Raw genomic sequence first — 13,987 nt, 5'->3', positions numbered from 1 at the left:
GCTTGAAGTGCCTCTTTTCGGGTCGCTTGATGCAAACCTCAGCCGTTCCCAGGCGCCTCAGTCGGGCGCCCGGATCTTGAAGCCGATCTCGCGCCGCCTCTTTCGGGGGCGCGAGATCGCAGTTCTTGCTGTTCAGGTGTCAGCTAGCGTTGGAGATGATCGACGCGAAACGTGACTGGGCAGTCTCGGCCGAGATCGATGGATCGTTGAAGAACTCGACGAAAAGGTCGTTCACCTGTGTCAGGTCGTCTGCCGACAGCAGCTGATCCGGCGCCTGGATGATGTTCCCCTTGGCGAGGATATCGAGGCCCTTTTTCATGCAGTCATTGGCAGCGTCCAGGTCAACATCGCCGCGAACGGGCAGCGATCCCTTCTTGAGATTGAAGGCAACCTGCGTCTCCGGCGAGATCATGACGCTGGCGAGCTCTGCCTGGGCAGCTGTCACCTCGGCATCATCCACTTTCGGGAAATAGAAAGCGTCGCCACCAGTCTGGATCACTTCATTGACGCCAAGACCGGGAAGACAGGTGTAGTCTTCGCCAGCGACCTGTCCGGCCACCTGAAACTCACCCTGTGCCCAGTCGCCCATGATCTGGCCGGCAGCCTTGCCGGTGATCACCATGCTTGTTGCATCGTTCCAGTTCTGGACGTTGGAATCCTTTGCCATGTCACGGGCAGCAGATGCGGCCTCAAACACTTTCGCGAGCTCTTCGCCACCTGCAAGTTCGGCGTCCTTGCCACCGAAGACGGCGGTATAGGCATCAGGCCCTGCAAGAGCGACGAGAAGCACTTGGAATGCCAGCGTCGTTTGCCAAGGCTGCTGCCCCATGGCCAGCGGGATGATTCCTGCTTCCTGCAACTTCGGCGCTGCGGCAGCATATTCTTCCCAGTTGCTTGGGACCGGAACACCAGCTTTTTCAAAGGCCGCGTTGGAAAGCCACAACCACTGTTGCGAATGGATGTTGACCGGCACGCAATAAATGCGACCATCCAGGGTGCAGCTGTCGAGCAGGCTGGACGGGCGAACGACATCCTTCCAATTGCCGGCTTCGGCAACGTCGGTCAGATCACGCATCAAGCCCGCCTCCACAAGCTCCTCTGCCTGACGACCATGGTTGAACTGCGTCGCAGCCATTGGATCACCGCCGGTGATGCGGGAGATCATGATCGGACGGGCGGTGCCGCCGGATCCGGCGATCGCGCCGTCAACCCACTTGTTGCCGGTCGCGTCGAAAGCCTTGGCAAACTCGGCCACGGCCGCAGCTTCGCCGCCGGACGTCCACCAGTGAGTGACCTCCAGATCGGTCGCGAGTGCCCCTGCTCCCAAAGGCATTGCAACAGCTGCCATCAGCAACCCTGCCCGCTTCATTCCTTTTATCGAACCACGCATTTTATTCCTCCCATAACTGCGTTTTACTGCAACGTTATAGTTAGAGCCTAATCCGGCTTTTCGAAATTTTCAACACGGCTTTAAAAAGTAGGTGTGCCAGTGCGAAGAGCAATCTGGAAAAACAAAGATCAACATCCGGAAACTCTGCACTATTGTCCATAATCGAGATATTATCTAATTGTTTTGATGATTACATTCAATTTTTCGGAACCAATTTTGCACACGCTAAAAGACCTATTCGCAGGCGCAGCACAACCAAGTCACCCCAGACGTACGGGGTGCTCTTCAGCGTGAGAACTTGCGTTTTTTCTGCAACGTTTTAGTATTTCAGGAGTGATCTTTCCTCGCCGCCTACGCACGCTCAGCCCTGGCAAAATTGCAGCGTCTTACCCGATGGCCGCGAATGACCAAGGCGTCCGCAGCAGGAAACAACACAGAAAATAGGCTTTCCCGGCCGATCTTGGGGCTTTAGAAGGTCTGAAATAAAACAATTGGCTTTGCGCAAACTCCGGGCAGGATCCGCGACGTGACCGACCAGACAACCAACGACCTGCAACGTGAGGCTGGCACCTCCGGAGATACCAGCGCGCCGAAACTTGCAGCTGGACAGCGCCCGACGCTCAAGACCATCGCCTTTATGACAGGCCTTGGCATTACGACCGTGTCCAAGGCGCTCAAGGATGCTCCGGACATCGGCGAAGCGACCAAGAAGCGGGTTCGCCTTGTTGCCGATCAGATCGGCTATCGTCCCAACCGCGCCGGCGTGCGCTTGCGGACGGGCAAGACCAACGTCATCAGCCTGATTCTCAATACGGAAGAAGAGATCCTCGGTCTGACAAGCCAGATGATCCAAGGCATCTCGGAGGTTCTTGCCAGCACCCCCTACCACCTGGTGGTGACCCCCTACACGCATGCGAGCGACCCGATGTCCCCCGTGCGCTACGTGGTAGAGACCGGCTCGGCCGATGGCGTCATTCTTTCGCGCACAGAACCGGAAGATCTGCGGATCCGCTATTTGCATGACAAGAAACTGCCCTTTGCCACGCATGGCCGGACGGACATGGGCATCGCCCACGCTTTTCATGACTACGACAATGCTGCTTTCGCGCGGGATGCGGTGGAAATTCTTGCCAAGCTCGGCCGCAAGAGGCTGACCCTTGTCGGACCGCCAAGAAACCTCACCTACTCACGTCATATGAGCGAGGGCTTTCTGGAGGGCATCGCCAAATACGACCTGCAGCAGGTGCCCATGCCCCCGGTGACGATTGACGATGACATTCACAAGCTCGGAGATGCGGTTCATCAGCTGATGACCAGCGATCAGGCACCCGACGGGATCATCTGCGGAAGCGGCAGCGCCGGCATTGCCGCCGCCTTTGGAACAGAGAAAGCCGGGGTAACCCTCGGAAAAGAAGTCGATATCGTCTCGAAGCAATCCTCGTTTGACATGCTCAAGTGGTTTCGCCCCGGCCTCAATGTCATTGACGAGGATTTTCGCGAAGCTGGACGGGACCTGGCACGCAAAGTCCTGGCCCGTATCGAGGGAACGCCGGCGGAAGACCTGCAGACCCTTGCCTACGCGCCGCCCCCAAAGCAGGACTGACAGCTGCGCTGGCTGAGGGGCTCAGTCCGACTCGCGGTCGATCTCGCGCGGTGCGCCGGTGCTGCCACGAATGATCAGCTCGACCGGTAGAATGACCGCCCCTGTCCTCACCGGCTTGCCTTCGACCATATCCAGCATCTTGGTCATGGCCGCTTCGCCGATCAGTCGGCGCGGCTGGCGGATGGTCGTCAAAGGCGGCGTCGTGCAGCTGGAAAACGGAATGTCGTCAAAGCCAATCACCGAGAAATCTCCCGGTACATTATAGCCGCGCTGGCTCAGGGCCAGCAAAACACCGATGGCCATATCGTCATTGGCGCAGAAGAAGGCGGTAGGCAGCGCATCGCGTATGAAGAGCCGCTCAACGGCAAGACGCCCGCCCTCGATTGAGAAGTCACCATCCAGGGTCAGCTCCGGGTCGACTGTGAGCCCGCTTTGACGAAGGGCCAGCTCATACCCCGCCCTGCGTTCGCTTGAGAGGATGTTGTTCGGCGGACCCGAGATATAGGCAATCCGCCGATGACCCAGCTCGACCAGGTGATGAACAGCCGTTCGAGCTCCATGCTGGTTGTCGACGCCGACAAAGGGAACGCTTTCCTCGCAGATCTCCTCGCAGGCCGCCACGATCGGCGGAAGGTGTTGACGCACCTCTGCCGCGCCAAAGGGCAAATGGCCGGTCATCAGGACGATGCCGTCCGCCTTGTTCGACCTGGTGTAGGTCAGATAGGTCGCCTCCGTCTGGGGATCGTTCTCCGTGTTACCGATCAAAAGACCGTATCCACGCCTCGTGGCCACCGCTTCCAGACCGAGTAGAATATTTGCGAAAAACGTGTTCGAGATGTCCGGCACCATGGCCAGGATCATCTTGGACGACTTGCTGCGGAGGCTTTGCGCCATCGCGTTTGCGGTGAAGCCCGTCTTGGCGATCGCCGCATTGACTTTCTTGCGCGTGGTTTCGGCCACTTTGCCGGGATGATGAATCGCACGGCTCACGGTCGCAATCGACACGCCCGCCATCCGCGCCACATCCTCAATCGTCGCCATCTCACGCACTTTCAAACAGTCAACTCCCAGCGCAACCCCGTGCTTTTAGGCGATTTTCGGGTCAACAAGCAAGCGAGCCGAAAGTGTGAACAGAATGATAATGTAAACCTTTACATCAAAAATGAAAACGTTTACATAATTTCCATCAGGAGGAAACTGGCACTGCCGGAGGATGTGATGCTGACCCGTCACGTCCTGGTGTCACGTCAGGATGATTTTATCGTCCGGCGCAAACGGCGACCTGGGAGGAAGACCATGAGCGAACTTCGCACCGGCATTGCTGGTGGCGGCGGGCAAGCTGTTGCGGGCCCTGCCCCGTCGAACGCGCCTGCACAGTACAGGCAGCCCGTGCTGTCCGCGCGGCATATCTCCAAGTCCTTTGGCGACATCCAGGTTCTGTTCGGAATTGATTTCGATGTGCTCCCTGGCGAGGTCCACGCGCTGATCGGCGAGAACGGCGCCGGCAAATCCACCTTGATGAAGATCCTCTCCGGCTATCATCAGCCGACATCTGGCAAGCTGCATCTGGACGCCCAGGAAGTGATCCTGCCCCCTGATGGTCAGGCCGAAGATCTCGGTGTTGTTCTGATCCATCAGGAGTTCAATCTGGCAGAGCAGCTTTCGGTCGAAGAGAACATCTTTCTCGGCCGCGAACTTCGCCGCGGCTGGTTTATCGATCATTCAGCCATGCGCCGACAGACCGAAGAGCTTCTGGCTCATCTGAATGTCGATATGGCGCCGGACGCCACCGTCGCGAGTCTGTCCGTTTCGCAAAAGCAGTTCGTTGAGATCGCGCGGGCGCTGTCACGCAAGGCGCGTGTGCTGATCATGGACGAGCCGACGGCGGTGCTGACGCCGGATGAAACCAGCGCCTTCTTCGAACAGATCCGCCTGATGCGTGAGCGGGGCGTTGGTGTAGTACTCATTTCGCATAAGCTTGATGAGGTCAAGGAACTGGCCAATCGCGTGACGGTCCTGCGCGACGGTCATCAGATCATCACCACGGATGCGGATGAGCTGACCGAAGACGACATGGCACGTCATATGGTGGGCCGCGATCTTTCGGACATGTTCCCGCCGAAGAATGAGCCGGATTTTGATGCGCCGCTGGTTCTCGAGGTTGATGGCCTGAGTGTTGGAACCGCGCTTCGCGACGTCTCATTCAACTTGCGCAAGGGTGAGATCCTGGGGTTCGCCGGGCTTATCGGCTCCGGGCGCTCGGCACTCTTCGAAGCCATCATTGGCCTGCGTCAGCGCACGGGTGGCATTACCCGGTTGAATGGCGAAACGGTCGAAATGACGGCCCTGGACCAGGCTCGCGATCGCGGCATTGCCTATCTGACCAAGGACCGAAAGGGCCAGGGCCTTCTTCTCAACGACGGCTTGAAGGTCAATCTTACCCTGTTTGCGCTTCGGCAGTTCAGCAACAAGGGACTGATTGATGACACGCTTGAGGACGCCGCCCTCGAACGCGCCATTCGGCGCTTCGACATTCGCGTCCGGGACCGATCTGTACCCGTTGGCGCTCTTTCAGGCGGAAATCAACAGAAGCTGCTCCTCGGCAAGGTCCTCGAGATCGACCCGAACATCCTGATTGTCGACGAACCGACGCGCGGCATCGATGTCGGAACCAAGCAGCAAATCTACAATTTCATCGCAGCGCTGGCTGCGGAAGGAAAATCCATCGTCCTCATCTCTTCGGAAATGCCGGAAATCATCGGCATGAGCCATCGGGTCGCCGTCATGCGGTCCGGTCGCCTGACCGGCATCCTGCAGGGCGAAGAGATCGAAGAACATGAAATCATGCGTTATGCGACCGGGCTCAAGAGCCAGGGCACAGCAGACGCAACGGGGGGAACCAACACTCATGCAGACCATGTCGCGTAAGGCCGCAGCCATCGGCTTCGGCCCGTTCGATCTCAAGACCTGGGGACCACTTCTTGCGCTCATAGGGCTGATGGTTCTGGGCACGGCCCTGAACACGTCGTTTCTGTCGGAAGGCAATATCTCCAACATTTTGACACGGAGTGCCTTCATCGGGATCATCGCGGTGGGCGCGACCTTCGTGATCACAGCCGGCGGCATTGACCTGTCGGTCGGAGCCATGGCAGCGGTGATTTCCGGGGTGATGATCATCTCGATGAATGCGCTGATGAATGTCTTTGACAGCGCCAGCCTGATCATTGCCTGCGGCATCCTCTTGTCGCTTGCACTTGGTCTTCTTGCCGGCGCATTCAACGGGCTTGTGACGACGAAAGGCAAGATCGAGGCCTTCATCGTAACCCTCGGCACCATGGGCATTTTCCGGTCGCTTGTGACCTACTTTGCCGATGGCGGAACGCTCTCGCTCGATTTTACCATCCGCGGAGCATACCGGCCGTTCTACTATGGCGACATCCTCGGCATACCGGTTCCGGTCATCGTCTTTGCGGTGGTCGCGGCGATCGGCTGGGTCATTCTCAACCGAACCGCTTTTGGCCGCCACTGCCGTGCGATTGGCTCGAATGAGGCCGTGGCCCGCTATTCCGCCGTTCAGGTCAACCGGGTCAAGACCCTGACCTACATCGTTCAGGGGCTTTGCGTCTCCCTGGCGACGATCATCTATGTTCCGCGTCTTGGCTCGGCCTCCTCTTCGACCGGTGTCCTCTGGGAACTGGAGGCGATTGCCGCGGTGATCATCGGTGGCACGGTGCTCAAGGGCGGATCTGGCCGGATCGGCGGCACGGTGATCGGCGCGATCATGCTGACCATGATCGGCAATATCCTCAATCTGACGGATCTGATTTCCAACTACCTCAACGGTGCGGTTCAGGGCGTCATCATCATCGTCGCGGTCTGGCTGCAGCGCGGTGGTTGGAAAAACAAAGGCCAGTGAGCCCAAGAAACTTGCGCCGCGGTGTCCCGCCCGGCGCACGACCGGGACAGACCCGGAAAACTGGGAGTGGAGGAAAACATGAAGATGACAGGTAAATTCCTGGGACTGGCGGCAGCTTTCGCCATGTCTCTCGCCGGACCGGCACTTGCTGCCGACAAGGTCAAGATCGGGGTATCCATCCCCTCAGCGACCCATGGCTGGGCCGGTGGCTTGAACTATCATGCAAATGTCGCCGTCGACCGGATGGAAGAACTCTATCCCAACATCGACATGATCCTGGTCACCGCGTCCGATGCTTCGGCCCAGGCCAACGATCTTGAGGATCTCGTCAGCGTCCACAACGTGGATGCCCTGGTGATCCTGCCTTTTGAATCCGAGCCCCTGACCGACCCCGTCCGGATGGTCAAGGAAAGCGGCGCTTTCATCACCGTTGTCGACCGTGGCCTCAGCCAGGATGGCATCGAGGACCTTTATGTTGCCGGCAACAACCCGGAGCTTGGCCGTGTTTCGGCCGAGTTCATCAAGGAAAAGCTGGGCAACAAGGGCGACATCGTCGTTCTGCGCGGCATTCCGACCGTGATCGATGAAGAACGCGTCGACGCCTTCATGGCCGGGATCGAAGGCACCGACATCAAGGTCCTCGATATGAAACATGCCAACTGGAACCGGGACGACGGTTTCGAGGTCATGCAGGACTTCCTGTCGCGCTTTCCGAAGATCGATGCGGTCTGGGCCCAGGATGACGACATCGCCATTGGCGTGATCGAGGCGGTCAAACAGGCTGGCCGTGAAGACGAGCTGTTCATTCTCGGCGGTGCCGGCATGAAGGACATCATCAAGCGCGTCATGGACGGCGACCGTCTCGTTCCGGCAGACGTTCTCTATCCGCCGGCAATGATCGCCACCGCGATCGAGCTGACGACATTGAACTATGTGTCCAATGCACCGGTCACCGGACGCTTCATTCTGGGTGCCCCGCTGGTCACTCCGGAAAATGCGGCGAACTATTACTTCCCGGACTCGCCGTTCTAAGCACAGCGAGCCAACCTTGGCAGGCGTCCGACAGGAGGACGCCTGCCCTTTTTTCGTTTGGGAGAACAGACATGAAGACCATGAAGGGGCCGGGTTTGTTCCTGGCTCAGTTTGCGGGAGATGCCGCGCCTTTCAACTCGCTCGAGGCCATCGCGGACTGGGCTGCGGACCTTGGATACAAGGGCCTGCAGATTCCGACCTTCGATGGCCGCCTGTTCGATCTTGATCAGGCAGCTGCGTCCAAAGGCTATTGTGACGACATCAAGGGCATGCTTGCCGACAAGGATCTAGCGGTCACCGAGCTCTCCACGCACCTTCAAGGTCAGCTGGTTGCAGTTCACCCTGCCTTCAACGAAGCCTTTGACGCCTTTGCGCCGGAAGCTGTTCATGGCAACCCCGACGCGCGCACCGAATGGGCGGTCGACCAGATGAAAAAGGCAGCCGTTGCAAGCCGTCACTTCGGTCTGGATGCCAGCGTCAGCTTTCCAGGCGCCCTCGCCTGGCCTTACGTCTACCCATGGCCGCAGCGGCCCGCCGGTCTGATCGATACCGCCTTCGAGGAACTGGCAAAGCGCTGGAAGCCGATCCTCGATATCTATGACGAACACGGCGTGGACGTTTGCTACGAGATCCATCCAGGCGAGGATGTCTTTGACGGTGCCACCTTCGAGATGTTCCTGGATGCGCTCAACGGTCATGCGCGTTGCTGCATCAACTACGATCCGTCGCATTTTGTCCTGCAGCAGCTGGACTATCTGGCATTCATCGACATCTACCACGAACGCATCAAGGCGTTTCACGTCAAGGATGCCGAGTTCAATCCGGACGGCCGTCAGGGCGTCTACTCAGGCTATCAGCCATGGGTTCAGCGGGCGGGTCGTTTCCGTTCACTTGGCGATGGACAAGTGGATTTCGCCGGCATCTTCTCAAAGCTGGCTGCCTATGACTACGACAGCTGGGCGGTTCTCGAGTGGGAATGTGCGCTGAAGCATCCCGAAGACGGCGCAGCGGAAGGCGCACCCTTTATTGCCGACCACATCATTCGCGTCACCGAACATGCTTTCGATGACTTCGCAGGCGGCGGCACGGACGCTGCAAAGAACCGCCGAATGCTGGGATTGAGCTAGAGAAAAGGCACACGACATGACAATCGAAAGCACTGGCAAAACGGGTCACGCCGGCGCCATTCGCCTCGGCATGGTCGGCGGCGGACAAGGGGCGTTTATTGGCGGCGTTCACCGGATCGCCTCGCGCATTGATGGCGACTATCAGCTTGTGGCCGGGGCCCTTTCCTCCGACGCGGAACGTTCCAAGGCCTCCGGGGCCGAGCTCGGCCTGGCGCCGGAACGTTGCTACGCCGACTTCGACGAAATGGCACAGGCAGAAGCGGCCCGCGCCGATGGCATCGAAGCCGTGGCCATCGTCACGCCGAACCATATGCACTTCCCGGTCGCGAAGGCCTTTCTCGAAGCCGGTATCCATGTCATCTGCGACAAGCCGCTGACATCGACCCTGAAAGACGCCGAAGCCCTTGCCGAGGTTGCAGGAGACGCAGGGCGCCTGTTCGTCCTGACCCACAATTATTCCGGCTACCCAATGATCCGCCAGGCGCGGGAAATGGTGCAATCGGGAACGCTTGGTGCCATTCGCCTTGTTCAGATGGAATACGTGCAGGACTGGCTGACGGAAGACCTGGAGTCCTCGGGTCAGAAGCAGGCCTCCTGGCGCACCGATCCTGCGCGGTCGGGTGCAGGCGGCTGCATCGGCGACATCGGAACACACGCCTATCAACTTGGCGGCTTCGTCTCGGGACTGAAGACCGATACCGTGCTCGCCGACCTGACAAGCTTTGTTCCCGGCCGCAGGGTCGATGACAATGTCAGCGTGCTACTGCGCTTTGAAGGCGGCGCGAAGGGCATGCTCTGGGCGAGCCAGGTGGCGCCTGGCAACGAGAACGGTCTGTCCTTGCGCGTCTATGGCGACAAAGGCGGCCTTGAGTGGCACCAGGAACAGCCCAACCATCTCTGGTACACGCCGTTCGGCGAACCCAAACGCCTGATCACGCGCGGCGGTTCGGGCGCAACCCCTGCCGCCGAGCGTGTGACCCGTGTGCCAGCCGGACACCCGGAGGGCTATCTCGAAGGCTTTGCCACCATCTACCGCGAAGCGGCAGAGGCCATCCGGGCTGCGCGCACTGGCGCGTCGGTTTCAAAGGACGTTCAGTTCCCTGGCATTGCCGACGGCCTGAGCGGCATGCGTTTCATTGATGCCTGCATACGCTCCTCGAATGAGGGCGCGGTCTGGACGAAGGTCTGACTTCAACTCAGTGAGCGAAGAGTTTTACTGGACCGGTCGGGGCGTTGTCTCAACGTTTCCCGTCCGGTCAAGAAGCCAGACCGCACCGAACAGAACGAACCCCGTTAGAAGCGGCATAAAACCGGTAAACCAGGACGTCGCGTTGGGATCGATGTGGACCAGAAAAACCGCGACATAGGGCGCGATCCAAAGCAGTCCTGCCGCCAGCTGGAACCAAAGAGGCCATGGCGCTCTACCGGTCGCGAGAAGCAGCAGCGCGACAGAGACATGCAGCCAGTCGTACATCATGAAGGATGGCGCCGCGAAAGCCGCAGCGAGCAACGTGACGCCAACGCGTTCTTCTCGACTTCCGATGTCCCTAACGTACCAAATCAGGCAGGCAGACAAGAAGATCGCTATCACTTGAGTCAAGAGCCGGACACTGTCAGGCGCTCCCAGCTTCCCCGCCATCGTATGTAAAGTCGGCATCAGGTCCAGCAAGAAACCTGCCTGAGTTGCATGTCCGCCGCTGACCAAGGAACCGACAAAAGCCGTCCAAATTGAGAGCTGGTAGATAACAACCGAAAGCAACATCAGCAGAAGCGTTGCAATGGTCGCGACCAGTATCGTCTTCCAATACCCTCTCGCTGCGAGGAAAACAGGTACAAGCAGACCGTATTGCGGCTTGATCGTTGCAAAAGCTAACAGGAGGCCGCTCAACACCGGCCGCTTCCCTGCATTCAAGAGCGCATAAGTCAAACAGAAGGTCACAATCGGTGACAACTGAAGGTAGTCGAGGGTGAAAAATATTCCCGGTGACAGAGCAAGCAAGACAAATGCCGAAAGGGTCGATTTAGGCGCCCAGCAGAAAGCCAACCCAACGAGCGCGAGCGCCGAAACCACCAAATAGGTGACCTTCGCCATCGGATAGGTCAGCGACGCAAATGGCTGCATGAACAGGAGCGCATGAGGCGGGTTCAAGAACAGCAGGTTCTTGTTGCTCTCAGAGAACGGCTCCTGAAAGACCTCAGGGATGTAGGACTGCGCCGCCTGTCCAAGACCGGCAAGTTGCCCGGCCCTGTAGAAGGCCGCGATGTCTTCGTTCTCAGCGGCTCCAAGAGATGCCGGTAGTACAAAGATCCCGCTAAAGTTCGCCCAGACGGCGAGAATGGTGATCATGCTACCCAGCATGATCGAAAGCATGAATATCGTGCCTCCTGGAAGAAACAATTCAGCCTTCTGAATGCGCGAAAAAGTCGGAAATACCGGGAAGAGTACCGCGGACTCCGAACGACGAAACTCGGAAGAAAAAGACATTATCAAACTCAAACAATGAATAGCAGCGTCGAGATTGAAATCAGGGTTGTCACAATTGACTTAAAGCTACGTTTACGTGCAATTCTTTCTGAGCTTATCCCGGTCCGGCGTCACGCATTCAACGGCCTGGAACGCAATTTCGCTGCTGCCGCCAAAGCATGAGGGGCTCCGGAGATCATCGCGATCGCGCAATTGAGAACGACGTTAGCCGTCCAGGATACCGATCCAGAGACCCACAGGCAGTGCGTCAGTGCGCCGTGCAGGTTCGGCAAAGGCCGCGCAGCTCGATCGTGGTTTTGGCCATCTGAAAGCCTTCACCCTTCGCCCAGTCCTTGAGCATATCCAACGCCTTGTCGGGGGTGAATTCTGTCACCAGACCGCACTGCTCACAAATGGCAAATGCGGCACTGTCGTGGGACGTACAGCCCGGATGACGGCAGGCGACAAAGGCGTTCAGGCTTTCAAGACGATGCACCATGCCAAAATCCACGAGCTTGTCGAGCGCACGATAAACCTGCAACGGAGCCCGGAAGCCGTCTGCCCGCAAGAGATCCAGGATGGCATAAGCCGTCAAAGGGCCGTTCGAACCGGTGAGTGCACCCAATACAAGGGCCTGGTTCTTGGTCAGAGACGGTTGATCGTTTTCATGATGCGCGCTCACGAGATTTCTCCCTCACGATTCTTTTTGTCGCCCCTGCCAAAGGACATAGGCATGAGGCTGACCATGAAAAGCGTCAAGGCCGCCACGACAATCGAAGGCCCTGAAGGGGTATCCCACTCCAGTGAGCCAAACAAGCCGCTGATGACTGCGAGTGCGCCAAACAAGGCGGACAGAACTGCCATCTGTTCTGGACTCGTCGAAAACCTGCGGGCGGTGGCTGCCGGCATGATCAATAGCGCGGTGATCAGCAGGACACCGACGATCTTCATGGCAATGGCAATGACGGCCGCCATCAGGAACATGAAGACCAGATTGACCCGTTCCGGGTTCAGACCTTCGGCCGCGGCAAGATCCGGATTGACCGTTGCGGCAAACAGCGGCCGCCAGATCCAGATCAGAACCGCCAGCACCATGGCGCCGCCCACGTAAACCACACCAATATCGGATCGCGACACTGCCAGGATATCGCCGAACAGCAGTCCGAGCAGATCCATCCGGACCCAGGTCATGAAGGCCAGACAGACCAAGCCGACCGCAAGGGCTCCATGAGACAGCAATCCAAGTAGGGCATCTGAAGACAGGGTCTCCCGCTTGCGCAGAAGAATCAGAACGAGCGAGAGGGCGGCAGAGACCACAAAGACCGCGAGCGTCGTGTTGACCTCCAGGAGAAGCGACAGGGCAACGCCGAGAAGCGCGGCATGAGAAAGCGTATCGCCGAAGTAGGCCATCCGGCGCCAGACAATGAAGCAGCCGAGCGGCCCCGCAACCAGGGCGACGCCGACGCCAGCCAAAAGCGCACGCATGAAGAAGTCATCAAGCATGGGTTTTCACCTCGCTGCCTGTGGCGACTTCGGCGTGCCCATGGTGGTGTGTATGATCATCAGCGCAATGCTCCCCGGCGCAGTCGTCCGTCACCGAGCCGTCCGCATGGCGCACACGCCCGTCAGGAAGATGGACATGATCGTGATGATGCTCATAAACCGCCAGGGCCGCGCCCGCGCGATGCCCGAAAAGCTCCCGGAAAGCAGGACTTTGGGAAACTGCCGTTGGCGTGCCGCGGCAACAGACATGGCCGTTGAGGCAAACGACCTGATCGGTCGCCGCCATCACCACATGCAGGTCGTGGGAAATCATCAAGATCCCGCATCCGAGCTCTTCGCCGAGCTTGGAAATCAGATCGTAGATCGCGATCTCGCCGGAATAGTCGACACCCTGCACCGGCTCATCAAGCACTAACAGGTCGGGTTTGCGCGCAATGGCCCTTGCCAGAAGGACCCGCTGCATTTCACCGCCTGACAGGTGGCGGACCTCGGCCTGCATGAGATGAGACACACCTGTACGCTCAAGCGCGGCTTTGGCCTCACCTTCATCCAGACGGCTGGTCAGGCTCATGAAACGGCGCACATTCAGAGGCAATGTCCAGTCGATCATGAGCTTTTGCGGCACATAGCCGATTCGCAGGCCGGGCCGGCGGTATGCTTTTCCATCCGTCGGCTTGAGGATGCCAAGCGCCATTTTCGCGGTCGTCGACTTGCCCGATCCATTCGGCCCGATCAGCGTGACGATCTCACCGGCAGCGACCGAAAGGTCCACGCCTCTGACCAGCCATCGTTCGGAACGGCGAACGCCAGCCTGCTCCAGCCGAAGCAGACAGGACTTCTCATTTTCAGATGTCACCAAGGACACTCTCCGGAGGACCACAAGCTGCGCCAATCGGAGCGTTTCGAACCGAAGGGCATGCTCATCATGTTATAATATTACTATATAGGCTGT

General features: G+C 58.6%; 12 protein-coding genes. 6 read left to right on the top strand and 6 right to left on the bottom strand.

Annotated features, from left to right (window positions below; all coding sequences use genetic code 11):
• Positions 1-139: 139 nt before the first annotated feature.
• Positions 140-1,378, bottom strand: coding sequence for an ABC transporter substrate-binding protein (locus IG617_RS02955; RefSeq protein WP_420826136.1), 1,239 nt, complete (start codon positions 1,376-1,378; stop codon positions 140-142).
• Positions 1,379-1,916: 538 nt separating this feature from the next.
• On the opposite strand from IG617_RS02955, the gene IG617_RS02950 reads away from it, so the two are divergent.
• A complete protein-coding gene (locus tag IG617_RS02950; RefSeq protein ID WP_420826129.1) occupies positions 1,917-2,993 on the top strand; it encodes a LacI family DNA-binding transcriptional regulator in 1,077 nt (358 codons plus the stop codon).
• Positions 2,994-3,014: 21 nt separating this feature from the next.
• On the opposite strand, the gene IG617_RS02945 is transcribed toward IG617_RS02950, so the two are convergent.
• Entirely contained in the window at positions 3,015-4,034 is a 1,020-nt protein-coding gene (locus IG617_RS02945) for a LacI family DNA-binding transcriptional regulator (protein ID WP_192107134.1), read from the bottom strand.
• A gap of 255 nt (positions 4,035-4,289) precedes the next feature.
• On the opposite strand from IG617_RS02945, the gene IG617_RS02940 reads away from it, so the two are divergent.
• From IG617_RS02940 to IG617_RS02920, 5 genes are all read left to right on the top strand, one after another.
• Positions 4,290-5,921 (top strand): sugar ABC transporter ATP-binding protein, encoded by a 1,632-nt coding sequence (locus tag IG617_RS02940; protein ID WP_192107132.1) that lies wholly within the window; start codon positions 4,290-4,292, stop codon positions 5,919-5,921.
• Positions 5,902-6,909 (top strand): ABC transporter permease, encoded by a 1,008-nt coding sequence (locus tag IG617_RS02935; protein WP_192107129.1) that lies wholly within the window; start codon positions 5,902-5,904, stop codon positions 6,907-6,909. The genes IG617_RS02940 and IG617_RS02935 overlap by 20 nt, the downstream gene beginning before the upstream one ends.
• An 84-nt stretch (positions 6,910-6,993) precedes the next feature.
• The gene (locus IG617_RS02930; RefSeq protein ID WP_192107421.1) at positions 6,994-7,941 is read left to right on the top strand and encodes an ABC transporter substrate-binding protein; all 948 of its coding nucleotides are present in this window, start codon (positions 6,994-6,996) and stop codon (positions 7,939-7,941) included.
• 71 nt (positions 7,942-8,012) lie between these two features.
• Positions 8,013-9,068 (top strand): sugar phosphate isomerase/epimerase family protein, encoded by a 1,056-nt coding sequence (locus IG617_RS02925; protein WP_254170409.1) that lies wholly within the window; start codon positions 8,013-8,015, stop codon positions 9,066-9,068.
• A gap of 16 nt (positions 9,069-9,084) precedes the next feature.
• Entirely contained in the window at positions 9,085-10,257 is a 1,173-nt protein-coding gene (locus IG617_RS02920; RefSeq protein WP_192107127.1) for a Gfo/Idh/MocA family protein, read from the top strand.
• A 24-nt stretch (positions 10,258-10,281) separates the two neighbouring features.
• Here IG617_RS02920 and IG617_RS02915 read toward each other — a convergent pair whose 3' ends face one another.
• The 4 genes from IG617_RS02915 to IG617_RS02900 all read right to left on the bottom strand — a co-directional run bounded on the left by IG617_RS02915 (position 10,282) and on the right by IG617_RS02900 (position 13,894).
• A complete protein-coding gene (locus tag IG617_RS02915) occupies positions 10,282-11,439 on the bottom strand; it encodes a glycosyltransferase family 87 protein (RefSeq protein ID WP_192107125.1) in 1,158 nt (385 codons plus the stop codon).
• A 361-nt stretch (positions 11,440-11,800) separates the two neighbouring features.
• Positions 11,801-12,214: a transcriptional repressor gene (locus tag IG617_RS02910; RefSeq protein ID WP_192107123.1), complete on the bottom strand. Its 414-nt coding sequence runs from the start codon at positions 12,212-12,214 to the stop codon at positions 11,801-11,803.
• A complete protein-coding gene (locus IG617_RS02905; protein WP_192107121.1) occupies positions 12,211-13,035 on the bottom strand; it encodes an iron chelate uptake ABC transporter family permease subunit in 825 nt (274 codons plus the stop codon). The genes IG617_RS02910 and IG617_RS02905 overlap by 4 nt, the downstream gene beginning before the upstream one ends.
• The gene (locus tag IG617_RS02900; RefSeq protein ID WP_209008221.1) at positions 13,028-13,894 is read right to left on the bottom strand and encodes an ATP-binding cassette domain-containing protein; all 867 of its coding nucleotides are present in this window, start codon (positions 13,892-13,894) and stop codon (positions 13,028-13,030) included. The genes IG617_RS02905 and IG617_RS02900 overlap by 8 nt, the downstream gene beginning before the upstream one ends.
• Positions 13,895-13,987 lie beyond the last annotated feature (93 nt).

The organism is Roseibium polysiphoniae, from assembly GCF_014842925.1.
GTDB classification, from domain to species: Bacteria; Pseudomonadota; Alphaproteobacteria; order Rhizobiales; family Stappiaceae; genus Roseibium; species Roseibium polysiphoniae.
This window is presented reverse-complemented; position numbering and strand designations above follow the sequence as displayed.